This window comes from Catenulispora yoronensis (genome assembly GCF_039531695.1).
In the GTDB taxonomy this organism is placed as follows: domain Bacteria; phylum Actinomycetota; class Actinomycetes; order Streptomycetales; family Catenulisporaceae; genus Catenulispora; species Catenulispora yoronensis.
The window spans coordinates 40,624-65,392 of record NZ_BAAAQN010000015.1 but is presented as its reverse complement, the minus strand read 5'-3'; the positions used below and the strand labels follow the sequence as shown (position 1 = coordinate 65,392).

Here is a 24,769-nt window from a genome sequence, read left to right as displayed (position 1 = left end):
ACCTGAAGGAGCCCCCATGATCATCCGCCGCCGCCCGCGCACCGCCCGGGCCGCCCGGTCCGTCCTCGCCGCGTTATCGCTGCTCAGTGCGTCGTTGTCCGGCACCGCACTGGGCACCGCCTCGGCCGCCGCCGACACCGTCCGGACCGTCCCGATGCAGCCCGCGTTCCCCATGCAGCTCGACACCTGCCGCGACCACGGCGCCTACCTCGGCACCGGACTGCACCGCCTCGGCGGCGGGCAGAACCTGGTCGTCGTCGAGGTCTGCGGCGACCCGGCCAAGCACAGCATCCGCAAGGTCGCCGCCACCTACCTCAAGGTCGAGGGCCCGCACGCCGACGGCCTGCGGCTGCACTGGCGCTGGGCCGACGCCGGCGGCACGGTCCGCGGCGGCGGGGACGACGACAACGGCACCTTCGCCGCCGACGCCCAGAGCCAGCGCTTCTTCACCTGGAACTACTCGCACCCCGTCACCGCGCAGGACCCCGGCGCGCGCTGCCTGGTCGGGGTGCTGAGCCAGGGCCAGGTCCAGTACATCACCGAGCCCGTCTGCCCCTGATCACCGGCCACTGACCCCTGACCACTGCCCGGCCGGTCATGTCCCCCCGGCCGCGTAGGCTTTCCTTGTGGCAGACCCGGCAACCTATCGCCCGAAGCCCGGCGAGATCCCGACCTCGCCCGGCGTCTACAAGTTCCGCGACCCGCACGGCCGGGTGATCTACGTCGGCAAGGCCAAGAACCTGCGTTCCCGCCTGACCAGCTACTTCCAGGACCTGGCGAACCTGCACGTGCGGACCCAGACGATGGTGACCACGGCGTCGGGCGTCGAGTGGACCGTGGTCGGCACCGAGGTGGAGGCGCTCCAGCTCGAATACACCTGGATCAAGCAGTTCGAGCCGCGGTTCAACGTCAAGTACCGCGACGACAAGTCCTACCCCTCGCTCGCCGTCACCGTCGGCGAGGAGTTCCCGCGCGCGCAGGTGATGCGCGGGCCCAAGCGGCCCGGCGTCCGCTACTTCGGCCCCTACTCCCACGCCTGGGCGATCCGCGAGACGCTGGACTCCCTGCTGCGCGTCTTCCCGATCCGTACCTGCTCCGGCGGGGTGTTCAAGCGCGCCGCGCAGACCGGGCGGCCGTGCCTGCTCGGCTATATCGGCAAGTGCTCGGCGCCGTGCGTGGGCCGGGTCAGCGCCGAGGAGCACCGGGAGATCGTCGACGATTTCGTGTCCTTCATGGCCGGCCGCACCGACCGGTTCCTCAAAGGGCTTGAGGACGAGATGAAGGCCGCTGCCAAGGAGCTCGAGTTCGAGAAGGCGGCCCGGCTGCGCGACGATCTCCAGGCCCTGAGGCAGACCTTGGAGAAGAACGCCGTGGTGCTCGGCGACGGCACCGACGCCGACGTGATCGCGCTCGCCGAGGACCCGCTGGAGGCCGCGGTCCAGATCTTCCACGTGCGCGGCGGCCGGATCCGCGGCCAGCGCGGCTGGGTCGTGGACCGCGTCGAGGACGTCGACACCGCCGGCCTGGTCGAGCACTTCCTCCAGCAGCTCTACGGCGCCGAGCAGGGCGACGCGGGCGAGGCCGCGGCGGACACCGAGACCATCCCGCGCGAGATCCTGGTGCCGGAGCTGCCGGGCAGCACCGAGGCGATAACGGAATGGCTGGCCGAGCGCCGCGGCGCGAAGGTCGAGATCCGGGTGCCCCGGCGCGGCGACAAGGCGGCGCTGATGGAGACCGTCGCGCAGAACGCGAAGCAGGCCCTGGCCCTGCACAAGACCCGCCGCGCCTCGGACCTCACCACCCGCTCGGTGGCGTTGCAGGAGCTGGCCGACGCCTTGGGCATGGACCAGGCGCCGCTGCGCATCGAGTGCTTCGACATCTCGCACTTGCAGGGCACCAACGTGGTCGCGTCCATGGTGGTGTTCGAGGACGGCCTGCCGCGCAAGAGCGAGTACCGGCGCTTCACGATCAAGGGCACGGAGGAGGCCGGCGCCTCCAACGACGACGTGCGTTCCATGCACGAGGTCGTCACGAGGCGTTTCAAGGCGTACCTGAAGGAGCAAGAGGACGCGAAGCTGATCGACGAGACGACCGGCGACCGCAAGAAGTTCGCCTACCCGCCGCAGCTGCTGGTGGTGGACGGCGGGCAGCCGCAGGTTGCCGCGGCCGCCGCGGCCCTGGCCGACCTGGAGATCAGCGACGTGACGCTGGTCGGCCTGGCCAAGCGGCTGGAGGAGGTGTGGCTGCCCGACGACGAGGACCCGATCCTGCTGCCGCGCAGCAGCGAGGGCCTCTACCTGCTCCAGCGGGTGCGGGACGAGGCGCACCGCTTCGGCATCGCCTTCCACCGGCAGAAGCGGTCGAAGTCGATGGTGGCCAGCGCCCTGGACGATGTGCCGGGTCTGGGGGAAGTGCGGCGTAAAGCCTTGTTGGCCCATTTCGGAACTTTGCGCAAACTGCGCGCGGCCTCGGTAGAGGAAATCTCCGAAGTGCCTGGTATCGGACCTGCGACAGCCCAGCAGATCCGTGGAGCGCTGGCGGAGCTTCCGGCAAGTCGTGCGGTGAACGCCGCCACAGGTGAGATCCTGGACGGGGGAGAGAGCAGGACCAGTCCGGACGAGGAGTGAGCGGGAGTGAGTGACGAGGACAGGCCGAGCGAGCAGGACGGCCGGGACAGCGGCGGGCGCGGGGGTCGGACCCCGGGCGCCGAGGCCGTCCCGGGTCCCGCGGGCACCGCTGACGTGGCGGGTGTCGCCAACCTCGCCGGGGCTTCGGACGCCGCCGGCGCCGGCGGCGTGGAGGACGTTCCGGACACCCGGCACCGGCTGACCGCCGACGGCGGAGCGGCCGGCGACGGGGCCGAGGGCGGCTCCGAGGCCGATGCCACCACCAATGCCGACGCGGACGCGGATGCCGACGCCGACGCCGACGCCGACGCCACCGAGGGCCTGCACGCCCCGGAGCTGGTCATCATCACCGGCATGTCCGGCGCCGGCCGCTCCACCGCCGCCAAGGTCTTCGAGGACCTGGGCTGGTACGTGGTGGACAACCTGGCGCCGACCCTGATCGCGCCGATGGTGGACCTGGTGATGCGCGAGTCCGGCGGCACCGACCGCCTGGCCTTCGTCGTCGACGTGCGCGGCCGCGCCTTCTTCGACACCCTGCGCAGCACCCTGGACGAGCTGGACTCGGCCGGCCTGAACCACCGGATCGTGTTCCTGGAGTCCGACGACGACGTGCTGGTCCGCCGCTACGAGGGCGTGCGCCGCCCGCACCCGCTGCAGGGCGAGGGCCGGGTGCTCGACGGCATCGGCCGGGAGCGGGAGCTGCTGCGCGAGCTGCGCGGCGAGGCCGACCTGGTGATCGACACCTCGGCCCGCAACGTGCACGAGCTGCGCACCACGCTGGAGTCCGCGTTCGGCGACCCCGGCGAGGTCCCGCTGCGCGCCACCGTCATGAGCTTCGGCTTCAAATACGGTCTGCCCGTCGACGCCGACCTGGTCGCGGATGTACGGTTCTTGCCAAACCCACACTGGGTTCCGGAGCTCCGCCCCCGCACCGGTCAGGACCCTGAGGTCAGCGGCTACGTGCTGTCCCAGCACGGTGCCAAGGAGTTCCTCGACCGCTACGCGGAGGTGCTGAACATCGTCACCGAGGGATACCGTCGCGAGGGCAAGCGCTACCTGACCCTGGCGATCGGCTGCACCGGAGGCAAGCACCGCAGCGTGGCGATGTCCGAGCAGGTCGCCGCCCGGCTCTCGGCCGAGGGCGTGGACACCGTGGTGGTCCACCGGGACATGGGCCGCGAGTGACGGCGGCCGATCCGTCGGCCGGCTTCGCGGGGGCGGTACCGGGGCCCGGCGTGCCCTGGACCGGGTACGGTGGGAACGGTGTTACTGATGTGTCTGGTGCGGCGGACGGGGCCGGCGTGGTCGGAGCGACCGGCGCGACCGGTGAGTCGTTCATGACCGGCGGCTCCTTCCTGCCCGACGACTCCTACCTGCCCGGCGGTCCCTTCGCGGCCACCGACGCCTTCGCGGCCACCGACGCCTTCGGCGCGGCCGGCGCCTTCGCGGCGCCCCCGGACCGGTCGCCGCCGCCCGGGCTGCCGCGCGGCTACTTCGCGGAACTGACGATCGGCGACGAGCAGCCCCCGCCGTCCCACCGGCACCGGCACTCCGAGCCGCGGCATTCCGGGTCGGGGCATTCCGGCTCGCAGCATTCCGGGTCCGGGCCGGTGCCCCTGCCCGGGGCCGGGCAGCCGATAGCCGGCGCGCTGGCGGCGGCCGCGGCCTGGCGGGCGCCGGCCGAGGACGCGCCGACCGTCGAGTTCAAGGCCTTCGCCCACACCCCCGACGGCGCCCCGGCGCCGCGCGTCGTCGCGCTCGGCGGCGGCCACGGCCTGTCCGCCACGCTGTCCGCGCTGCGCACCGTCACCGACGCGCTCACCGCGATCGTCACCGTCGCCGACAACGGCGGCTCCTCCGGGCGGATCCGGCGCGACCTCGGCGGCCTGCCGCCCGGCGACCTGCGGATGGCGCTGGCCGCGCTGTGCGGCGACGACGAGTGGGGCCGCACCTGGGCCGACGTGCTCCAGCACCGCTTCGGCGGCCCCGCCGACGGCGGACTGCACGGCCACGCCGTGGGCAACCTGCTCATCGCCGCGCTGTGGGAGCGCCTCGGCGACCCGGTCGGCGCCCTGGACTGGGTCGGACGGCTGCTCGGCGCGCGCGGCCGGGTGCTGCCGATGTCGACCGTGCCGCTGGAGATCGAGGCGCTGGTGGCCGGGGCCGACCCGGCCGACCCGGCGGCCACCGGGGTGATCCGCGGCCAGCACGAGCTGGCGGTCACGCCGGGCCGCGTGCTGTCGGTGCGGCTCAGCCCGCAGCAGCCGCCGGCCGCGCCGGAGGCCGCCGCCGCCATCCGGGCCGCCGACTGGACGGTGCTGGGCCCCGGCTCCTGGTTCACCAGCGTGATCCCGCACCTGCTGGTGCCCGAGCTGGCCGCGGCGCTGGCCGAGACCCGGGCCCGCAAGGTCCTGGTGTTCAACCTGTCGCCGCAGCCGGGCGAGACCGACGGCTACTCCGCCGAGCAGCACCTCGAAGTCCTCGCCGACCACTGCCCCGGCCTGCGCCTGGACCTCGTCCTGGCCGACGAGATGTCGTGCGGCGCCCCGCGCGTCCACGGCCCGCTCGACAAGGCCGCGGCGGCGCTCGGCGCGCGCGTGGTGCTGGCACCGCTGGCCGCGCCGTACCGCAACGGCGACAAGAGCCCGCGCCACGATCACGCGCTGTTGGCGCAGGCGTTCCGCGGCGTGTTCGCGGGGGCTTAGCCGGTCCGGCCTGCTCGGGCCTCTGGTCCGATCCGGTCCGGCCTGCTCCGATCCGGAGTCTGGTTGTCCTATCAGACTCCGGATCGCGTAATCACCCTCCAGGGTGATTGTCACCGCGACCTGGCACAGTCCCCAGGGAACCGGAAACCCCTCCCGTCCGTCTTATTCCGAAAGGCCCATGCGTCCCGCTAGGCCGAACGAGCGTCATCCGACCTCGTGAATGCGCCGGGCGGAAGCACGCGGGCCTGCGCGGCGTTGGCTAGGGTGGACCGGTCACGGGACAGGTTCCAGCTCGGCTGTTCTGAGCTGCGAGAACAGGCGAAAAAGGGGACGAGGCACGCGATGGCGATGACGGCCGCGGTCAAGGACGAGCTGAGCCGCCTGGCGGTGACCAAGCCCTGTTGCCGCAAGGCCGAGGTGGCTTCGGTCTTCCGGTACGGCGGTTCGCTGCACATCGTCGGCGGGCGGATCGCCATCGAGGCCGAGCTCGACACCGGCGCGGCGGCCCGCCGCCTGCGCAAGGACATCTGGGAGGTCTACTCCCACCGCGCCGACCTGGTCATCCAGTCGCCCGGAGGGCTGCGCCGCGGCCACCGCTACCAGCTGCGCGTGACCGCCGGCGGCGAGGCGATGGCCCGGCAGATCGGGATGGTCGACGGCCAGGGCCGCCCGGCCTTCGGCCTGCCGCCGTACCTGGTCAACGGCCCGCTGTGCGACTGCGAGGCGGTGTGGCGCGGCGCGTTCCTGGCGCACGGCAGCCTCACCGAGCCCGGCCGCAGCTCGGCGCTGGAGATCACCTGCCCGAACATGGAGTCCGCGATCGCCCTGGCCGGCGCCGCGCGCCGCCTCGGCATCGCCGGCGCCAAGCACCGCGAGGTCCGCGGCAGCGACCGCGTGGTGATCCGCGACGGCGACGCGATCAGCGCCCTGCTCACCCGCCTCGGCGCGCACGAGTCGGTGCTGGCCTGGGAGGAGCGGCGGATGCGCCGCGAGGTCCGCGCCACCGCCAACCGGCTGGCCAACTTCGACGACGCCAACCTGCGGCGCAGCGCCCGGGCCGCGGTCGCGGCCGGCGCCCGGGTCTCCCGCGCCCTGGAGATCCTCGGCGAGGAGGCCCCGGAGCACCTGGCCGCCGCCGGCCGGCTGCGCCTGGACCACAAGCAGGCCTCCCTGGAGGAACTGGGCACCCTGGCCGACCCGCCGCTGACCAAGGACGCCATCGCCGGCCGGATCCGCCGCCTGCTGGCGATGGCCGACCGCCGCGCCTTCGAACTCGGCATCGACGGCACCGACGTCCCGGCCGCCGCCCAGGCCGGCCACGCGATCCAGACCGCGCACGCGATCCAGGTCGCCCAGGCCGCGCAGGCCGCCGCCCAAGCCGCACAGGCCGCACTGATCGCGCAGGCCGGGGCGGGCTCTGCTGCCGTGCCGCTGATCCCGGGTTCGACCGGTGGCCACGCGCCGCAGGCTCCGGCGCTCGCCGTCGACTCGAACAGCGCGGCGCCCACGGTGTCGGTGTCGGCGCAGGCATCGGCATCCGTGCCGCAGCAGGCGCAGCCGGTGCCGTCGGGCCAGGCCGGGCTGTCTGCCCAGTCCGCGCCGTCGGGCCAGTCCATGCCGTCCGGCCAGGCCGCATCGTCGGGCCGGCCGGTGCCGCCGAGCCAGTCCGGCCAGCCCGCACTGTCCGCCCACTCCGCGCCGACTACTCCGTCCGGGCAGGCGCCCCAGCCGCTTCCGCCCGCTCCGCTCGCGCCCCAGCCCACGGCCCCTGGCGCGCCGTCCGCCACACTCTCCGTCACCCCGCCGGCCGCGCCGCGCGCCGCTAGCGGACCTCGGTCCGGTTCGGTCGCGGACCCTTCCGGCAGCCTCGCGGCGACCGTCCCCGCGCAGGCTGGCGCCGGTGCGGCGGAATCGGTTACGGCCCAGCCCGCCGGTCTACCGGCGGGTACGGATTCTGCGATCGTCTCGCAGGTCGGGCCGGGTGCGCTGACTTCACCGGGTTCACGATAGGCTCGAGATCGTGCGCGGTCCGGTTCTCGGATCGCGCCTGGTATGCGTCGACTCTGGACCGGGTGTGCACAAGGCGCCCGGCAACCTGAAGGGAGCCCTGCGACAGTGACCGTCCGGGTAGGCATCAACGGATTCGGCCGCATCGGCCGCAACTTCTTCCACGCGATCGTCGCCTCCGGTGCTGACGTCGAGGTCGTGGGGATCAACGACCTCGCTGCCGCCCCGATCCTGGCGCACTTCCTGAAGTACGACTCGATCCTGGGCCGGTTCGAGGGCTCGATCGAGGCCACCGACGGCGAGCTCGTCGTCAACGGCAAGGCCATCAAGGTGCTCTCCGAGCGCGACCCCGCGGCGCTGCCGTGGAAGGAGCTCGGCGCGGACGTGGTCGTGGAGTCCACGGGCCTGTTCACCAACGCCGACGACGCGCGCAAGCACATCGAGGCGGGTGCCAAGAAGGTCATCATCTCGGCGCCGGCCACCAACGAGGACGTCACCATCGTGATGGGCGTCAACCAGGACAAGTACGACGCGGCGAACCACAGCATCATCTCCAACGCGTCCTGCACCACCAACTGCCTGGCCCCGCTGGTCAAGGTGCTGCTCGACGAGTTCGGCATCGAGCGCGGCTACATGACCACGGTGCACGCCTACACCACCGAGCAGCAGCTGCTGGACCAGATCGCGCTGACCCGCAAGGGCACCATCGACCTGCGCCGCGCCCGCTCGGCCCCGCAGTCGATCATCCCCACCTCCACCGGCGCGGCCAAGGCCATCGGCCTGGTCATCCCGGAGGTCAAGGGCAAGCTCGACGGCTTCGCGATGCGCGTGCCGGTCCCCACCGGCTCGGTCACCGACCTGACCGTGGACCTGGGCCGCGAGACCACCAAGGACGAGATCAACGCGGCGTTCAAGAAGGCCGCGGAGTCCGGTGCGCTCAAGGGCTTCCTGAAGTACACCGAGGACGAGATCGTCTCCCGCGACATCGTCACCGACCCGCACTCCTGCATCTTCGACAGCAAGCTGACGATGGCCAACGGCAACCAGGTCAAGGTCGTCGGCTGGTACGACAACGAGTGGGGCTACTCCAACCGCCTCGTCGACCTCGTGAACTTCGTCGGCGCCTCGCTCTGAGCAAGACCCCGTGCCCGCACGAGTATCCGGCGACGGATACACGTGCGGGCTTTCTCGTGGATCCGCATAGCCCCGGCAAGTAGTCAAGTAGTAGAGAAGAAGGACTCATGAAGACCCTCGACGACCTCGACGTCGCCGGCAAGAAGGTCCTGCTCCGGTCGGACCTGAACGTCCCGCTCGACGGGGACCGCATCACCGACGACGGCCGGATCCGGGCCTCGCTGCCCACCATCAACGCGCTGCTGGCCAAGGGCGCGAAGGTGATCATCGCCGCGCACCTGGGCCGTCCCAAGGGCGAGCCGGAACCCAAGTACAGCCTGGCCCCGGTGGCCCAGCGGCTCGGCGAGCTGCTGGAGGTCCCGGTGACCTTCGCCGCCGACACCGTGGGCGAGTCGGCGCAGGCCGCCGTCGCCGCGATGCCCGAGCGGTCCGTGGTGCTGCTGGAGAACGTCCGCTTCAACGCCGGCGAGACCAGCAAGGACGCCACCGAGCGCGGCGCGTTCGCCGACCAGCTCGCGGCCCTGGCCGACGTGTACGTCTCCGACGGCTTCGGCGCCGTGCACCGCAAGCACGCCTCGGTCTACGACATCGCCACCCGGCTCCCGGCCGGCGCCGGCCTGCTGATCCAGGCCGAGGTCGAGGTGCTCAAGAAGCTCACCGAGGACGTGGAGCGCCCCTACGCGGTGGTGCTCGGCGGCTCGAAGGTCTCCGACAAGCTCGCAGTCATCGCGAACCTGCTGGAGAAGGCCGACAGCATCCTGGTCGGCGGCGGCATGCTGTTCACCTTCCTGAAGGCCCAGGGCCACGAGGTCGGCAAGTCGCTGCTGGAGGAGGACCAGATCGACACGGTCCGCGGCTACCTGCAGCGGGCTGCCGAGCGCGGCGTGGAGTTCGTGCTGCCGATCGACATCGTCGCGGCCACCGCGTTCTCGGCCGACGCCGACCACCAGGTGGTCCCGGCCTCGCAGATCCCGGCCGACCGGCTCGGCCTGGACATCGGCCCGGAGTCCGGCAAGCTGTTCGCGAACAAGCTCTCCTCGGCCCGGACCGTGTTCTGGAACGGCCCGATGGGCGTGTTCGAGATGGAGCCGTACGCCGGCGGCACCCGGGCCGTGGCCCAGGGCCTGATCGACTCCGGCGCGTTCACCGTGGTCGGCGGCGGCGACTCGGCCGCGGCGGTCCGCACGCTCGGCTTCGACGAGTCCGCGTTCGGCCACATCTCCACCGGCGGCGGAGCCTCGCTGGAGTACCTGGAGGGCAAGACCCTGCCGGGCCTGGCCGTGCTTGAGGAAGGGAACTGAGCGTCATGACTGAGCGCAAGCCGCTGATGGCCGGCAACTGGAAGATGAACCTCAACCACCTGGAGGCCATGAAGCACGTCCAGGAGCTGGCGTTCTCGCTGAACGACAAGGACTTCGACGCCGTCGACGTCGCGGTGCTGGTGCCGTTCACCGACCTCCGCTCGGTGCAGACCCTGGTGCAGGGCGACAAGCTGCGGCTCAAGTACGGCGCGCAGGACGTCTCCGAGCACCCCTCGGGCGCCTACACCGGCGACATCTCCGCGGCGATGCTGGCCAAGCTGGACTGCGGCTACGTGGTCGTCGGCCACTCCGAGCGCCGCCAGTACCACGGCGAGACCGACGCCCTGGTGGCCGCCAAGGCGCTGATCGCGCTGAAGCACGGCGTCACGCCGATCGTCTGCGTCGGGGAGCACCTGGACGTCCGCAAGGCCGGGGAGCACGTCCCGCACTGCGTAGAGCAGACCCGCAACTCGCTGGCCGGCCTGTCCGCCGACCAGGTCAAGGCCTCGGTCATCGCCTACGAGCCGGTCTGGGCGATCGGCACCGGCGAGGTCGCCACGCCGGAGGACGCGCAGGAGGTCTGCGCCGCGATCCGCGCCGAGCTGGCCGCCACCTACGACGAGAGTGTGGCCGCCGCCACGAAGATCCTCTACGGCGGTTCGGTGAAGGGCGCCAACGCCGCCGAGCTGATGGCGCAGGCCGATGTCGACGGCGCGCTGGTCGGCGGCGCCTCGCTGGACGCGGCGGACTTCACCCGCATCATCCGTTATCGGGATTCCGCGGTCGCGGCTAGCTGACCACGCGCTTGTTTGCGTAAGGTATGGGGCGGGGTGCTCTGGCACGCTGGAGCTTCCCGCCCCTGTCGTTTCCCGATCAAGCGAGTGGACCGCCGAAGTGACTCTTTACCAGTGGATCGTCGCGGGCATCCTGGTCGTGACCAGCCTGCTCCTCATCATGTCCGTGCTGCTGCACAAGGGCAAGGGCGGCGGTTTGTCCGACATGTTCGGCGGCGGCGTCTCCGGCGGCCTGTCCGGCTCGTCGGTGGTCGAGCGGAACCTGGACCGGATCAGCATCATCCTGTCGCTCATCTGGATCTCGTGCATCGTGGCGCTGAGCCTGATGTACAAGCACTCGATCTGAGCTGCTGCGCGCGACGAACGTCGAAAGCGCCCCGCCGGAGTCCTCCGGCGGGGCGCTTCCGTTGTTCTCCGGTGCCCCGGCCGCGTAGGGGATGGCTGGGACGCGATGGGGCCGCCGTCTCCCCATCCCGAGGGAGACGGCGGCCGGGGCCGGGCCGGGGGGAGTGGCCCGGAGCTGGTGACCACAGCTGGTACCCGGATCCCCGCGCCGCATTCACCATTTACCGCGAATCCTTGCGAAATCGCACGGCGCGTCCCGGGCGGTCCCGGCGCCGTCCCGGCGCTGTCTCAGCCGCCTGATGGGCAAGATCCCTTACGGGTCAAGGGCTTGCGGCGCTCGCCCGCTGACGCTGGTCGCGGTGGCACAAGGGTGGCGAGTTGCGGGCGCGGGGACTCGCTTCGATAACGAAACCCTGACGTCCGGTCCCTTTTGTCCGTTTATCACGGCGCCAGGACGGCGATTTCCGGCTGGTCCTGCTGAATCGTGCATCAGCACATGCCTACACTGTCTGCACCGCATCTCCACAGGCGCTCGGGCACCTGCGGGGGCGCGGGGCGTGTAGATCGGAATCCAAGGGAGACCAGACAGTGGCAAGTGGAAACGCGATCCGAGGCAGCCGCGTCGGGGCGGGACCGATGGGGGAGGCCGAGCGCGGCGAGAGCGCCCCTCGGGTTTTCGTCTCCTTCTGGTGCGTGAACAAGCACGAGACCAAGCCCTCGTTCGCCAGCGACGCCCAGATCCCCGACACCTGGGACTGCCCGCGCTGCGGCTTCCCGGCCGGCCCGGACAAGGACAACCCGCCGGCCCGCTCCCGGACCGAGCCCTACAAGACCCACTTGGCCTATGTCCGCGAGCGTCGCTCGGCCGAGGACGGCGACCAGATCCTCGCCGAGGCCCTGGCCAAGCTGCGGGGCCAGATCTAGCCCGAAACGCGACGCTGTCCGGCCGAGCCCCACTCGGCCCTCGGGCGGCGGCGGCCGTACGCCCCGACTCCCCCGGGAGGCGGGGCTTCACTCATGGGGCCGCGTCCCCGCCCTCCGGGTTCCGCTCCTCCGGCCGCCGGTTCCGGATCACCGCGATCCCCTCGGCGACCCGGCCCTCGCGGATGAGCAGCTCGGCCAGGTCGATCGCGACCCGGTACTGGTCGTCGCACGCCCTCAGCACCGCGATCGCCTCCTCGGCACGCCCGGCGTCGGCCAGCAGCCCCGCCGCGCGCGCCGTCTGCTGCCACCGCGGCCGCCCGGGGAACGCCAGCAGCTCCGCGACCGCCAGATCCACCTCCCCGCTCCAGGCCAGGACGTCCGCCCGCGCCGACACCAGGCTGAGCGTGGTGTTCCCGGCCCGCCGCTCGACGATGCCGGCGACGACCTCCAACGCCTCGTCCAGCCGATCGTGCGCCCTCAGCAGCCGGCACAGCGCCGGCAACGCCGAATACGCCTGGCCGCCCTCGGCCCGGGCCGCCGCGCGCAGGATCTCGACCGCCTCCTCCAGCCGCCCGGCCCGCTCCAGCAGCCCGGCGCATTCGGTGACGTTCTCCGCCGGATCCGCGGTCGCGAACGGCAGCAGCATCTCGATCGCCGCGTCCCGGTCGCCACGCTCCTCCAGGTGGGCGGCGAAGGCCGGTGCTACCCAATGGCCGTACGGCTCGGCGATCAGGGCTCGGGCTTCGTCCTCGCGGCCCTGGGCGAGCAGGAGCTTCAGCAGCCGCTGGATCCGATTGAGGTGCACGGCCTCCTCGCACGCCAGATGCGACCGCAGCACCGCCTCAGCCTCGTCCGCACGGCCGCCGCGCTCCAACGCGTCGACCAGCACGATCGTCGCCGGCGTCGCGTGCGGCGTCTCGGCGACCGGCGCCGTCAACGTCTCGACGACCTCCGGGTCCCGCCCGAGCCGCTCGGCCAGCGCCGCCCACGGCCGGCTCACCCGCCAGTCGACCGCGTACGGCCGCAGCAATTCGAACGCCTCGGCCGCGCCGGCCTCTCCCTGCGCGGCCTTCAACTCCGCCAGCAGCACCGCGGCGCTCACCTCGGGCAGCCCGCAGTCCGGAACAAGGTCGACCGCCTCCGCGAACCGCCCGGCCGTCGCCAACACCTGCACGTACTTCCGGACCGCCGTGAACCAGCCCGTGGCCCGGAACGGCGCCAGCATCGCCAACGCGGCACTGGTCCCGCCCTGCTCGGCCGACCACGACGCCCACGCCGAGGCGCAGTACCAGTCGCCGTCCGCCCCCAGGCGCCGCAGCTCGTCGAACAACCCGAGACGGATCAGCACCTTGACCGTGACCGGAGGGACCCAGCCGTCGAAGGACTCCAGACGGCGGGAAAGCTCGGCAGCGTCCATGGGCCAGAACCCTAATCCGGATACTGAATCGCCACGCCGCCGCCCCGGCCGCCGCTCCCTCGCGCCCGTCCGCTACCCTGCCGCTTCTGCCGCTTCTGCCGCTTCCAGCCGCACCACGATCGCCTTCGACGTCGGCGTGTTCGAGACGTCCGCGGTCGAGTCCAGCGGCACCAGCACGTTCGTCTCCGGGAAGTACGCCGCCGCGCAGCCCCGCGCGGTGTCGTAGGCGACCACGCGGAAACCCTCCGCACGCCGCTCGGTGCCGTCGGTCCACTCCGACACCAGGTCCACCATCGCCGCGTCCTCGAACCCCAGCGCCTTCAGGTCGTCCGGGTGCACGAACACCACGCGGCGCCCGGCGTGGATCCCGCGATAGCGGTCGTCGAGGCCGTAGATGGTGGTGTTGTACTGGTCGTGCGACCGCACCGTCTGCAACAGCAGCCGGCCCTCGGGGATCACCGGCGCCTCGAAGGCGTTGGCGGTGAAGTTCGCCTTGCCGGTCGCGGTCGGGAACGTGCGCGAGTCCCGCGGGGCGTGGGGGAGCGCGAACCCCGAACCGCGGCGGACCCGGGCGTTGAAGTCGTCGAAGCCCGGGATGACACGTTCGATGCGCTCCCGGATCCGGTCGTAGTCGGCGGACAGCTCCTCCCACGGCAGCGGATGCTCCGGGCCCAGGACGGCGCGCGCCAGCCGGGCCACGATCGCCACCTCCGACAGCAGCGCCTCACTGGCCGGGGCCAGCCGCCCGCGCGAGGCGTGCACCAGGCCCATGGAGTCCTCGACCGTCACGAACTGCTCGCCGCCGGGCTGGGTGTCGACCTCGGTGCGGCCCAGCGTCGGCAGGATCAGCGCGCGGCGGCCCGGCACCGCGTGCGAGCGGTTCAGCTTGGTGGAGACCTGCACTGTCAGCGCGGTCTTGCGCAGCGCGGCCTCGGTGACATCGGTGTCCGGGGTGGCCGCGACGAAGTTCCCGCCCATCGCGAAGAACACCTTGGCGCGGCCGTCGCGCATGGCGCGGATCGTGTCGACGGTGTCCAGGCCGTGCTCGCGCGGCATCGGCAGGCCGAACTCGGCCTCCATGGCGTCCAGGAACGCGGCCTTGGGCTTCTCGTAGATGCCCATGGTGCGGTCGCCCTGGACGTTGGAGTGCCCGCGCACCGGGCAGACGCCGGCGCCGGGCCGCCCGACATGCCCGCCGAGCAGCAGCACGTTCACGATCTCGCGGATCGTCGGCACCGCGTGCTTGTGCTGCGTCAGCCCCATGGCCCAGCAGACGATCAGCCGCTTCGCGTCGCGCACCTCCTGGAACGCGGCCTGGATCTCCTCCCGGGTCAGGCCGGTCGCGGCCACGATCTCCGGCCAGTCGGCGGCGCGGGCTTCCTTGGCGTAGTCCTCGAAGCCGTGCGTGTGGGTGTCGATGAACGCCTGGTCCAGCACGGTGCCCGGGGCCGCGTCCTCGGCCTCCAGCAGCAGCTTGCCGAAGGCCCGGAACAGCGCCAGGTCGCCGCCGACCTTGATCTGCAGGAACCGGTCGGCCAGCGGCGTGCCCCGGCCCACCAGCCCCGAGGGGTTCTGCGGGTTCTTGAACCGCAGCAGCCCGGCCTCCGGCAGCGGGTTCACCGCCGTGATCCGCGCGCCGCCGCGCTTGGCCTTCTCCAGCGCCGACAGCATCCGCGGGTGGTTGGTGCCCGGGTTCTGCCCGACCACCAGGATCAGGTCGGCCTTGCCCAGGTCGGCCAGCGACACCGAGCCCTTGCCGACGCCGAGGGTCTCGGTCAGCGCCGAACCGGACGACTCGTGGCACATGTTCGAGCAGTCCGGCAGGTTGTTGGTGCCGAAGGCGCGCACGAACGTCTGATACAGGAACGCCGCCTCGTTGGAGGTGCGGCCCGAGGTGTAGAACACGGCCTCGTCGGGGGAGTCCAGGCCGCGCAGCTCGGCCGCGACGATGCCGAACGCCTCGTCCCAGTCCACCGGCCGGTAGTGCGTCGCGCCCTCGTCCAGCAGCATCGGCGTCGTCAGCCGGCCCTGCTGGCCCAGCCAGTAGCCGCTGCGCCCGCCCAGCTCGGCCACCGAGTGCTCGGCGAAGAATTCCGGCGTGATCCGCCGCAGCGTCGCCTCCTCGGCCACCGCCTTCGCGCCGTTCTCACAGAACTCGGCGATGTGCCGCTTGTCCTCTTCCGGCCACGCGCAGCCCGGGCAGTCGAAGCCCTTCTTCTGATTCAGCCGCAGCAGCGTCCGCGCCGAGCGCGTGACGCCCATCTGGTCCACCGAGTCCCGCATCGCCACCACGACCGCCGGAACCCCCGCCGCCCAGTCCTTGGCGTGGCCGACGCGCAGATTCTCGTCGCCCGGATCAGTGGTCGGCGCCTTGCGGGCCATGATGCGGCTCCTTTGCCTCGGGTGTTCCACCCGCCATTGTCCCGCCACGGACGCCCGCCTGGGAACCGGCGGCCCGGCCACTATGGTGGGCGTCACGTACGGGGCCGTCGGGGGCCGTGTGGCGGGCCTTACCAGGGCGGGCCTTACTAGTGGGAGGGAAGTGCTCGTGACGGAGCCGGCGACCAGTCTTGAGACCGGTCTTCAGGAGCGGGCGGCGCGAAGTGTGCCCGCCGAGTCCATCGACCGCGTCGGCGGCTGGTGGCTGCGGCACGCGCCGGGCTGCTCGTGGTGGGTGGCGTCGGTGCTGCCGCACGGCGACGGCACCCGGGCCGAGCTGGCCGAGCGCGTCGACGCGGCGGAGGCGTACTGCGCCGCGCGCGGCGTGCCGACCCTGGTCCAGATGACGCCGGGCGCCATGCCGGACCAGCTCGACGCGCTGCTGGCCGAGCGCGGCTACGAGCGCAAGGCTTCTGTGTCGCTCCAGATCGCGTCCACCGCCGAAGTCCTGGCCCGGACGCCGCGCGGGGAGTTGCGGGTCCGGTTGCAGGAGCAGCCGACCCGGGAGTGGTTCGACGTCCTGCACCAGGTCGTCGGCGGCGACGCCGAAGCACAGTGGAAGCTGATGCGGCGCATCGCCGAGCCCGCCGCCTACGCCGGCGTGCAGCTCGGCGACCAGACGGTGGCGGTCGGCCGCGCGGTGGCCGAGACCGGATGGGCCGGAGTGTTCAGCATGGCGACGCTGCCCGCCGCGCGGGGGAAGGGCGCGGCCGCGGCCGTGATCGGCGCCCTGGCCGACTGGGCGTCGGTCAACGACGCGGACCGGATGTATCTCCAGGTCGAGCACGAGAACGTGGGGGCCGTGCGGATCTACGGACGGTTCGGATTCAGCGAGCTGCGACCGTTCTACTTCCGGATGAAGGACACCGGGGGAGTTGGAGGAGCTGGAGGAGCTGGAGGAACTGCCGCCGGCTAGGAACCGATGGGCGCGAACTCACCCGATCGGCGGCTTGACCGACCGGCGGTTCCCGCTGTCGGCGACCCACCCGAGCGGCGCCTCACGCGATCCGCAGCCCCACATGCCCGGCCAGCGCCGGCGCCAGCTCCACCAACTGCCCGCCGTCGATCGTCGCGCCGCGCAGCGCGTCGAACCCGGCCTTGAAATGCAGGCGCGCGCCGCGCAGATCGACGTCGGACAGTTTGGCGCGGCTGAAGTCGGCGTCCTCGAACGTGCAGCCCGGGAACCGCACCCGCGTCATCTTCGTGCCGCCGAAGTCGGCCTCCCGCAGCAGGCAGTCGGTGAACACCACATCCGTGAGCGCCGCGCCCCGGAAGTTCACCGCGTCCAGCTTCACCTGGTCGAAATGGACGCGGCGCACGTCGGCGTCGTGCCACTGCACGCCCGAGGCGATGCCGCGCACCAGTTCGGTGTCGCGCCAGTGCGAGGCCGACAGGTCGGGGCCGAGCAGGCGGGAGTCGGCGACGCGCACGTCGGCGAACGTGGTCTTGGACCACTCGCCGCCGGTCACCGTCACGTCGGACAGCAGACACTGGCTGAAGCGGGCGTGGCTGGCGAACACGTCCTCCCAGCTCGCGCCGTCGACTCGCTGGCATTCGTAGTGGCCTTCGTCGCGGACCGGCAGGTCCAGCACGGACAATTCGGTCTCGGGCGGCAGATCGGGACGGGGCGGGTGGTTCGGCGTGGCGCTGCGCATGCCGATTATTCTGTACCCTCGGCGGCCACGGGCCCGATGAATAACTTCTCGCCGCCGGTGCGAGAGAATCAGAGGCGTGACGAACATGGACCAGGAAGACGCGGACCAGGAAGACGCGGACCAGGAACGAGTCAGTGCCACCCTGACCATCGCCGCCTCCGCCGAACAGGTGTTCGCGGTGCTCGCCGATCCGGTGCGGCACGCCGCGATCGACGGCACGGGATGGGTGGAGGAACCCGTCGACCGCGAGCCGCTGACCGCGCCCGGGCAGGTGTTCCGGATGGCCATGTATTTGGCCAGCAGGGGTGTGAACTACCAGACGGCGAACGTCGTCCAGCACTTCGATCCGCCGCGGACCATCAGCTGGTGGACCGGGACGGAGCACGACGACGGTGCGCTGGAGCTCGGCGGCTGGGTCTGGCGCTACGACCTGGTGCCGGTCGGGCCGTCCGAGACCGAGGTCACGCTCAGCTACGACTGGTCGGAGGTGCCGCAGCTGGTCCGGGACCGGGGCATCCCGTTCCCGCCGTTCGGTCCCGACCACCTGCCGCGCTCGCTCGCCCACCTCGCCGAGCTCGCGACCAAGGACTGACCGGGAACCGGCCGGTCCTCGATCGCGAACCGGCCGGTCCCGGCCTGCTCCGGCGCGGGGCGGAACCGGCCGGCCTGGAACACGTGAGCCTGCCCGAGTCTGCCCCGGGTCTGCCCCGCGTCAGCTGCCGCTCACGAACCCCAAGTTCTCGTAGACGAAGTCCTGAACCCCCGGCGCCCCGTAGTTCGCCAGCTTCGAGTTCGTCGCCACGATCTGCGGACGCTGATACAGCGGCACGATCGTGTCCAGCTTCCAGATCGCCGCGTCGGCCTCGTTCGCGAACTTGATCGCCTGATCGCGGTCCAGCGTGCTCAGCGCCTGCGTGAACAGGTCGTCGATCTCCTTGCTCCCCAACCGGCCGTAGTTCTGCTGGATGTTCAGCTTGCCGTCCGTCCCGACCACCGGGTTCACGAACACCGGTTCGGCCGTGGTGATCGGGTAGGCGTTGCCGCCGAGGGTGACCGGCGCGATGTCGAAGTCGCCGGTGTCGACGTACTTGCTGTAGAGGTCGCCGCCGGGCACCGGGACGATGTCGATCTTCACACCGATGTCCCCGAGCTGGCTCTGGACGATCTCCGCCAGCTGCTTGGAGGTGTCGTTGCTGGAGGAGATGGTGATCCGCAGATCCAGCGTCTTTCCGGCCTTCTTGCGGGTCTTGCCGCCGTCGTCGCTGGTCCAGCCCGCCTGGTCCAGCAGGGACTTGGCCCGCGCCGGGTCGGCCTTGCCGAGGTCGCCGGAGTTGTCCTGGTAGCCCTTCTGGTTGGTGAGCAGCACGTGGTTGTTCAACGGCTCGGTGCTCACCCCGAGCGGCCCGACCAGCGCGGTGTCGATCTGCTTGCGGTTGATGCCGATCGTCAGGGCGTTGCGGACCAGGACGTCGGACAGCGGGCCGGTGCCGGCGGCGTTGAACGTCAGGTTCGCCCACACCGGGCCCGCCGCCTTGTGCACCGTCACGTCCGGCAGGGTCTTCACCCGCGCGTAGTACGACACGTGCGAGCCGATGCCGTACTGCAGATCGACCTCCTTGTTCGCCAGGGAGTCGGTCTGCGCGTCGACGTCGATGGCCCGAAAGATGATCTTGTCGAGCTTGGCCTTGTCGCCCCACCACTTCTCGTTGCGCACCAGGGTCAACGTCTTCGCCGTCTGGTCGATGGAGTCCAGCCGGAACGGGCCGTCACTGGTCGGGATGGCGTTCTTGAAGTCGTTCTCGAACTTCTTCGGATCACTGTCGGTCGCCGCCGGATACAGCGGCGAGAACAGCCCCTGCCACTCGCTGTAGGCGCTCTTGAAGGTGATCACCACCTCCTTGGCATCCTTGCCCGCCTTGACGTCCGTGATCTGGTCGTACCCGGCGGTGCCGGCGATCTGGAACGCCGGATCAGTACCGTTCAACGCCTTCCACTGCGCCTCGAAGTCCGGCTCGGCCACCGCCGTGCCGTCGCTCCACACCGCCTGCGGATTCAGCTCCAGCGTCACGACCTGCTGCGGCCCGGAACTCACCTGATAGGAGGCGACCAGATTCTTGTTGTTGTGCGGGATGCCCTGCACATCGGCATAGAACGGCTGCTCCAGCACCCCGGCCATGATGTCCGACACCGAACCGTCGGCACCGTCCACCTCGTTGTAGTTCATCTGCTCCGGAATCTGCGTCTCCGGCCACTTCAGCGTGCCGCCGTCCGCGACCTTCTCCCGGGGCTGCGGGTTGATGTCATTGCCGACCTGGGTGTTGATGTTCTTCGACGACGAGCCCGGAGCGCCGGGGGCGGCCGCACCGCCACTCTTCGACGCCCCGCAGGCGCTCAGACCGAGTGCCAGCGCGGCCACGGCGGCCAGGGCCGCGATCCGGGATCGGGGACTGTGTATCACAGTGCTGATCTCCTTCTGGTGGAGTGAGGGGCGAGGGGAGGTGTGGGAGTTCGGGGGCCGGGGCTTTGGGAGCCGGCGTCGCGGGGGTCGGGGCCGGGGCCGGAGTCACCAGGGCCGGAACCAGAACCAGAACCAGAACCAGAACCAGAACCAGAACCAGAACCAGAGCCGAAGCCGGAATCAGAGCCAGGGCCGGAGCTCGGGTCAGGGCCGGAACCAGAGCCGAAGCCGGAATCAGCGCCAGGGCCTGAATCAGAGCCGGAGCCAGAGCCGGAGCCCGGGTCAGGGCCAGAGCCGGAATCAGGGCCAGGGCCAGAACCAGAGCCGGGGCCATGGCCGCGGAAGCCGAGATCCCCGGACCCGGCCTCCGCGCCGCCCAAGTGATGGCACGCCGCCGTCCGCCCGCCCGCGCCGACCGGCACCAGCGCCGGATCGCGGTCCTCGCAGGCCAGCCGGTCCTCCGGCGCCGCCAGCGCCGCGTACAGCGGACATCGGCCGCGGAACCGGCAGCCGCGCAGCGCCTCGGCGTCACCGTCCAGCACCACCGGGCTCGGCGGGTCGCCCAGCAGCACGATCCGCTCCCGCCGCCGCTCCACCACCGGATCCGGCACCGGCACCGCCGACAGCAACGCCCGGGTGTACGGATGCCGGGGATCGGCGAACACCGGGTCGGCGTCCCCGTACTCCACCACCCGTCCCAGGTTCAGCACCGCCACCCGGTCGGCCACGTGCCGCACCACCGCCAGATCGTGCGACACGAACAAATACGCCAGCCCCAACTCCCGCTGGAGCTCGGCCAGCAGGTTCAGGATCCCGGCGCGCACCGACACGTCCAGCGCCGACACCGGCTCGTCCAGCACCACCAGCCGCGGCTCCAGCGCCAGCGCCCGGGCGATCGCCACCCGCTGCCGCTGCCCGCCGGAGAACTCGCGCGGGAACCGGTTCGCGTGCGACGCCTCCAGCCCGACCATCTCCAACAGCTCCCGCACCCGCCGGCCCCCGCGCCCCCGACCATGCGCGCGCAACGGCTCGGCCAACACCTCACCCACCGGCAGCCGCGGATCCAACGACGCCAACGGATCCTGGAACACCGCCGCGATCCCGGCCCGCACCGGCGCCGCCCGCCGCCGCACCCCCCGCCCCCGGTTCAGCTCCGCGAGATCCTGACCCAGCACCCTGATGCTCCCGCCCTGCGGGGCGCGCAGCCGCAGCACCTCCATCACAGTGGTGGTCTTACCGCACCCCGACTCGCCGACCAACGCCAACGTGGTGCCCGGCGCGATGTCCAGGCTGACACCGTCGACGGCCCGCACCGTGCCGATCGACCGCCGGAAGATCGAACCCTTGGTCAGCGCATGGTGCTTCACCAGATCACGGACGACGAGCACCGGCTCCGGAACATCCTCAGCACCCTCATTCCCCACCGCGCGCGACGCGGAGGCCCCAGGACGATCGGCGCTCGCCGAATCCACTCCCGAGCCCGAGCCCGAAGCCGAGCCCGAGCCCGAAGCCGAGCCCGAGCCCGAGTCCGCAGCAGAACCCGAACCCGAGCCCGAGTCCGCAGCGGAACCCGAAGTCGAACCCGAACCCGAAGCTGCCCCTGAACCAGAACCCGAAGCCCCCGTCGAACCCGCGTCCCACCCGGTCCCCAGCAGATCCAACCCCTCCAGCGTCCGATGGCACGCCGCCGCCCGCCCGCGCCCGATCTCCAGCAGCTCCGGCTCCGCCTCCCGGCACCGATCCACCGTGAAATCGCAGCGCGGCGCGAACGGGCAGCCCGGCCCCAGCTCCGTCGGCGACGGCGGCGCGCCCGGGATCGCGCGCAGCCGGGTCCCGCGTCCGGCGTCCAGCCGGGGCAGCGAGGCGAGTAGGCCGGCGGTGTAGGGCATCCTCGGCGCCGCGAACAGCTCCTCCACTGTTGCCGTCTCCACCGGCCGCCCCGCGTACATCACCGTCGCGCGGTCGGCGAACCCGGCGACCACGCCGAGGTCGTGGGTGATCAGCACGATCGCCGCGCCGGTGGCCTGCTTCGCGGTGGCCAGCACCTCCAGGATCTGCGCCTGCACGGTCACGTCCAGGGCGGTGGTGGGCTCGTCGGCGATGATCACGTCCGGGTCGTTGGCGATCGCCATCGCGATCATCACGCGCTGCCGCATGCCGCCGGAGAACTCGTGCGGGAACGCCTGGGCCCGCCGCGCCGGATCCGGGATTCCGACCAGCTCCAGCAGCTCCACCGCGCGCCGCGTCGCAGTCTGCTGCGACACGCCGCGGCGGTGCACCCGGACCGCGGCCGCGATCGCCTCGCCGACCCGGTACACCGGCGTCAGCGCCGACAGCGGGTCCTGGAACACCATCGCGATGCCGGCGCCGCGGATCCGGGACATCGCCTTGTCGTCCAGGCCCAGCAGCTCCCGGCCGCCGAACCGCACCGAGCCGGACACGCGCGCGTCGGTCGGCAGCAGTCCGATCACCGCCAGCGACGACACCGACTTGCCCGACCCGGACTCGCCCACGATCGCGAGGGTCTCCCCGCGCCGCACCTGGTAACTCAGGCCTCGAACGGCCGCCAGCCGCGTCCCCTTCTCCGCCGGGAACGACACGCGCAGATCCGAGACCTCCAGCACCACGTCGCTCATGCTGTCGCCTCCGACCCCGCCGCGCCGAACTCTGCTTCGACGTCTGCTTCGACGTCTGCTTCGTCTCCTGCTTCCACCCCTGCTTCGTCCCCCGCGCCGACCCTCCCATCAGCTCCCGCGCCCGACGCCGACGTCGTCCCGGCGGCGTCGTCCATCGCGTCCCGGAGCCCGTCGCCGACGAACGCCACCGCCATCACCGTCAGGATCAGCAGCAGCCCGGCCGGGTAGAACAGCCACGGGAACGTCAGCGCCGAGTCCGTGCCGTCGGCGATGACCGTGCCCAGCGACACGTCCGGCGGCTGCACCCCGAACCCGAAGTAGCTCAGCGACGTCTCGGCGATGATCGTCCCGCCGACGTTCAGCGTGGCGTCGATGATCAGCAGCGAGGCCATGTTCGGCAGCAGGTGCCGGGTGATGATCCGCAGCGGATGCACCCCCATCACCTCGGCCGCCGTCACGAACTCCCGCTCCCGCAGCGACCGCGCCAGCCCCCGCACCATCCGCGCCGTCACCATCCAGTTGAAGGCCGCCAGCAGCACCACGAACAACAGCCAGGTACGGCCGTGGAACAACGGCGAGGTGATCGCCAGGATCAGGAACGACGGCAGCACCAGCAGCAGGTCCACGAACCACATCAGCACCCTGTCGGTCCACCCGCCGAAGTACCCGGCGGCCGCGCCCACCACCGCGGCCACCCCGGTCGACAGCACCGCCGCCAGCAACCCGATGATCAGCGATTTCTGGAGCCCGCGCAACGTCTGCGCGTACACGTCCGACCCGATCTGCGTGGTGCCGAACCAGTGCGAGGCCGACGGACCGGTCAGGAAGTTCTCGTAGTCCTTGTCCTTGTAGTCCCACGAGTCCAGATACGGCCCCAGGAACGCCAGCAGGAACATCAGGACCAGCACCACCAGCCCGGCCACGGCCAACCGCCGCCGCAGGAACCGGCGCAGCACGATCCGGCCCCGGCTCAGCGCCACTGGCTCCTTCTCCCGCCCCTGTTCCCGCCCCCGCTCGCGTCTCCGCTCCCGCCCCGGTTTCCACTCCGGTTCCCGCCCCGCCCGCCCCGGCTCGGGTTCGACGACGGCGAACTCGGCCCCCGACGCCGCCATCACACCCGCACCCGCGGATCCAGCAGCGCGTGCGCCAGGTCCGAGACCAGCCCCGCGATCAGCACCAGCACCGCCGTGAACAGGACGATCGCCGCCACCGCGTTCACATCGGCCCGGTTGATCGCGTCCACGAGCCATTCGCCCATCCCGTGCCAGCCGAAGATCTTCTCGGTGAACGTCACCCCCGTCAGCAACAACCCCATCTGGTAGGCGAACAGCGTCGCCATCGGTATCAGGGCCGTGCGAAGGCCGTGCTTCACCAGCGCCGGCCCGCGCCGCATCCCGGTGGCGCGCGCGGTGCGGATGTAGTCGGCGCCGAGCACGTCGAGCATCGCCGAGCGCTGATAACGGCTGAACAGCGCGGCCTGCCCGAGCATCAGCGACAGGGTCGGCACGACCAGGTGCTGCGCACGGTCGGTGAGGTGGTGGAACCAGCCGCCGCCCAGGCCCGGCGTGGTCTCGTTGGTGTAGGGGAGCAGCGTGGTGCCCGCGGCCTGGTTGACCTTCACCGCGCCGATCTTCAACAGCACGGCCAGCAGGAACACCGGCGTGGACAGCACCAGGAACGACAGGAACGTGACCGCGTGGTCCGAGGGCCGGTACTGCCGGATCGCGGAGAAGAACCCGAGGGCGACGCCGGCCAGCGCCCCGGTGGTGGCGCCGACGGCCACCAGGCGCAGGGTCACCCCGACCCGCCGCCCCATCTCCGCCGACACCGACGTGTCGTCGATGGTCCGGCCCAGGTCCCCGCCCGCCACGCCCCGCGCCCAGTGCCCGAACCGCTCCGGCAGCGGCGTCTTGTCGTTGAGGTTCAGCTGGTCCAGCGTGGCGTCCACCACCGCGGCCGGCGGCTGCGGCCGCCGTTCGGCGAAGTGCTCGCGGGGGTTCAGGCTCGCCGCCGCGAGCAGATAGCCCAGACACGTGGCGATCGAGATCAGAACCAGGTAGTTGACGATCCTGCGCAGCAGGAAAGGGCCCATGGGTGGGGGAGCTCCTGTGTCGGGGCACGCTTGTGGCGTGTCGGAGGACAGCATCGCAAAGCGCTGAGGTACTCGGTCCGATCGGTACCCGCGAGTCCCCGCCTTTATGCAAGAGTCCTGTCTAAAGCCCGACATGCGCCCCGGCCCCGGCGGAGCGCGCCCCCGGCGCCGGAGCATGCCCCGACCCGCACGCCGACCGCCCGTTCCCCATGCGGCACAAGGGGAACGGGCGGTT

General features: G+C 71.7%; 18 protein-coding genes and 1 pseudogene. 12 read left to right on the top strand and 7 right to left on the bottom strand.

The window, feature by feature from the left end; all coding sequences use genetic code 11:
• Positions 1–16: 16 nt before the first annotated feature.
• From ABD481_RS15145 to ABD481_RS15100, 10 genes and pseudogenes are all read left to right on the top strand, one after another.
• Positions 17–559 (top strand): hypothetical protein, encoded by a 543-nt coding sequence (locus ABD481_RS15145; protein ID WP_344666276.1) that lies wholly within the window; start codon positions 17–19, stop codon positions 557–559.
• 67 nt (positions 560–626) lie between these two features.
• On the top strand, positions 627–2,627 hold the full coding sequence (gene uvrC, locus ABD481_RS15140) for an excinuclease ABC subunit UvrC (protein ID WP_344666275.1): 2,001 nt from the start codon (positions 627–629) through the stop codon (positions 2,625–2,627).
• 198 nt (positions 2,628–2,825) lie between these two features.
• Positions 2,826–3,812 carry an RNase adapter RapZ gene (gene rapZ / locus ABD481_RS15135; protein ID WP_344666359.1) on the top strand — a complete coding sequence of 329 codons (987 nt, stop codon included), beginning with the start codon at positions 2,826–2,828 and terminating at the stop codon, positions 3,810–3,812.
• A gap of 89 nt (positions 3,813–3,901) precedes the next feature.
• Positions 3,902–5,332 (top strand): gluconeogenesis factor YvcK family protein, encoded by a 1,431-nt coding sequence (locus ABD481_RS15130; RefSeq protein WP_344666274.1) that lies wholly within the window; start codon positions 3,902–3,904, stop codon positions 5,330–5,332.
• 342 nt (positions 5,333–5,674) lie between these two features.
• A pseudogene (gene whiA / locus ABD481_RS15125) lies at positions 5,675–6,625 on the top strand (DNA-binding protein WhiA); the annotation flags it as partial.
• An 822-nt stretch (positions 6,626–7,447) separates the two neighbouring features.
• Complete coding sequence (gene gap / locus ABD481_RS15120) at positions 7,448–8,473, top strand: type I glyceraldehyde-3-phosphate dehydrogenase (protein ID WP_344666273.1); 1,026 nt, start codon at positions 7,448–7,450, stop codon at positions 8,471–8,473.
• 107 nt (positions 8,474–8,580) lie between these two features.
• Complete coding sequence (locus ABD481_RS15115) at positions 8,581–9,774, top strand: phosphoglycerate kinase (protein WP_344666272.1); 1,194 nt, start codon at positions 8,581–8,583, stop codon at positions 9,772–9,774.
• A 5-nt stretch (positions 9,775–9,779) separates the two neighbouring features.
• Positions 9,780–10,571: a triose-phosphate isomerase gene (gene tpiA, locus ABD481_RS15110; RefSeq protein ID WP_344666271.1), complete on the top strand. Its 792-nt coding sequence runs from the start codon at positions 9,780–9,782 to the stop codon at positions 10,569–10,571.
• Between the two features lie 97 nt (positions 10,572–10,668).
• Complete coding sequence (secG, locus tag ABD481_RS15105; RefSeq protein WP_344666270.1) at positions 10,669–10,914, top strand: preprotein translocase subunit SecG; 246 nt, start codon at positions 10,669–10,671, stop codon at positions 10,912–10,914.
• Between the two features lie 587 nt (positions 10,915–11,501).
• Positions 11,502–11,837 carry an RNA polymerase-binding protein RbpA gene (locus ABD481_RS15100; RefSeq protein WP_194895803.1) on the top strand — a complete coding sequence of 112 codons (336 nt, stop codon included), beginning with the start codon at positions 11,502–11,504 and terminating at the stop codon, positions 11,835–11,837.
• Between the two features lie 91 nt (positions 11,838–11,928).
• Here ABD481_RS15100 and ABD481_RS15095 read toward each other — a convergent pair whose 3' ends face one another.
• Entirely contained in the window at positions 11,929–13,254 is a 1,326-nt protein-coding gene (locus tag ABD481_RS15095; RefSeq protein WP_344666269.1) for a tetratricopeptide repeat protein, read from the bottom strand.
• A 72-nt stretch (positions 13,255–13,326) separates the two neighbouring features.
• Positions 13,327–15,636: an FdhF/YdeP family oxidoreductase gene (locus tag ABD481_RS15090; RefSeq protein ID WP_344666268.1), complete on the bottom strand. Its 2,310-nt coding sequence runs from the start codon at positions 15,634–15,636 to the stop codon at positions 13,327–13,329.
• A 166-nt stretch (positions 15,637–15,802) separates the two neighbouring features.
• Here ABD481_RS15090 and ABD481_RS15085 point away from each other — a divergent pair, with 166 nt between their 5' ends.
• Complete coding sequence (locus tag ABD481_RS15085) at positions 15,803–16,609, top strand: GNAT family N-acetyltransferase (protein ID WP_344666267.1); 807 nt, start codon at positions 15,803–15,805, stop codon at positions 16,607–16,609.
• 82 nt (positions 16,610–16,691) lie between these two features.
• Here the strand turns inward: ABD481_RS15085 and ABD481_RS15080 are convergent, their stop codons facing one another.
• Positions 16,692–17,348 carry a pentapeptide repeat-containing protein gene (locus tag ABD481_RS15080; protein WP_344666266.1) on the bottom strand — a complete coding sequence of 219 codons (657 nt, stop codon included), beginning with the start codon at positions 17,346–17,348 and terminating at the stop codon, positions 16,692–16,694.
• 85 nt (positions 17,349–17,433) lie between these two features.
• Between ABD481_RS15080 and ABD481_RS15075 the strand changes: the two genes are divergently transcribed.
• Positions 17,434–17,940, top strand: coding sequence for an SRPBCC family protein (locus tag ABD481_RS15075; protein WP_344666358.1), 507 nt, complete (start codon positions 17,434–17,436; stop codon positions 17,938–17,940).
• Positions 17,941–18,060: 120 nt separating this feature from the next.
• Here ABD481_RS15075 and ABD481_RS15070 read toward each other — a convergent pair whose 3' ends face one another.
• From ABD481_RS15070 to ABD481_RS15055, 4 genes are read right to left on the bottom strand one after another with little or no spacing between them, the layout of a single operon-like run.
• The gene (locus ABD481_RS15070; protein WP_344666265.1) at positions 18,061–19,806 is read right to left on the bottom strand and encodes an ABC transporter family substrate-binding protein; all 1,746 of its coding nucleotides are present in this window, start codon (positions 19,804–19,806) and stop codon (positions 18,061–18,063) included.
• Positions 19,803–22,442 carry a dipeptide ABC transporter ATP-binding protein gene (locus tag ABD481_RS15065; RefSeq protein ID WP_344666264.1) on the bottom strand — a complete coding sequence of 880 codons (2,640 nt, stop codon included), beginning with the start codon at positions 22,440–22,442 and terminating at the stop codon, positions 19,803–19,805. Before ABD481_RS15065 ends, ABD481_RS15070 begins: the two co-directional genes overlap by 4 nt.
• Positions 22,439–23,554 (bottom strand): ABC transporter permease, encoded by a 1,116-nt coding sequence (locus ABD481_RS15060; RefSeq protein WP_344666263.1) that lies wholly within the window; start codon positions 23,552–23,554, stop codon positions 22,439–22,441. The genes ABD481_RS15065 and ABD481_RS15060 overlap by 4 nt, the downstream gene beginning before the upstream one ends.
• Positions 23,554–24,534 (bottom strand): ABC transporter permease, encoded by a 981-nt coding sequence (locus ABD481_RS15055; RefSeq protein ID WP_344666262.1) that lies wholly within the window; start codon positions 24,532–24,534, stop codon positions 23,554–23,556. Before ABD481_RS15055 ends, ABD481_RS15060 begins: the two co-directional genes overlap by 1 nt.
• Positions 24,535–24,769: the final 235 nt, after the last annotated feature.

Bases quoted from the DNA above. Each gene is read 5' to 3' on its own strand.
- ABD481_RS15080 (WP_344666266.1), bottom strand. From the start codon at position 17,348: ATGCGCAGCGCCACGCCGAACCACCCGCCCCGTCCCGATCTGCCGCCC.
- tpiA (WP_344666271.1), top strand. From the start codon at position 9,780: ATGACTGAGCGCAAGCCGCTGATGGCCGGCAACTGGAAGATGAACCTC.
- ABD481_RS15145 (WP_344666276.1), top strand. From the start codon at position 17: ATGATCATCCGCCGCCGCCCGCGCACCGCCCGGGCCGCCCGGTCCGTC.
- ABD481_RS15060 (WP_344666263.1), bottom strand. From the start codon at position 23,554: ATGGCGGCGTCGGGGGCCGAGTTCGCCGTCGTCGAACCCGAGCCGGGG.
- ABD481_RS15055 (WP_344666262.1), bottom strand. From the start codon at position 24,534: ATGGGCCCTTTCCTGCTGCGCAGGATCGTCAACTACCTGGTTCTGATC.
- ABD481_RS15065 (WP_344666264.1), bottom strand. From the start codon at position 22,442: ATGAGCGACGTGGTGCTGGAGGTCTCGGATCTGCGCGTGTCGTTCCCG.
- ABD481_RS15075 (WP_344666358.1), top strand. From the start codon at position 17,434: ATGGACCAGGAAGACGCGGACCAGGAAGACGCGGACCAGGAACGAGTC.
- ABD481_RS15095 (WP_344666269.1), bottom strand. From the start codon at position 13,254: ATGGACGCTGCCGAGCTTTCCCGCCGTCTGGAGTCCTTCGACGGCTGG.
- ABD481_RS15090 (WP_344666268.1), bottom strand. From the start codon at position 15,636: ATGGCCCGCAAGGCGCCGACCACTGATCCGGGCGACGAGAATCTGCGC.
- ABD481_RS15115 (WP_344666272.1), top strand. From the start codon at position 8,581: ATGAAGACCCTCGACGACCTCGACGTCGCCGGCAAGAAGGTCCTGCTC.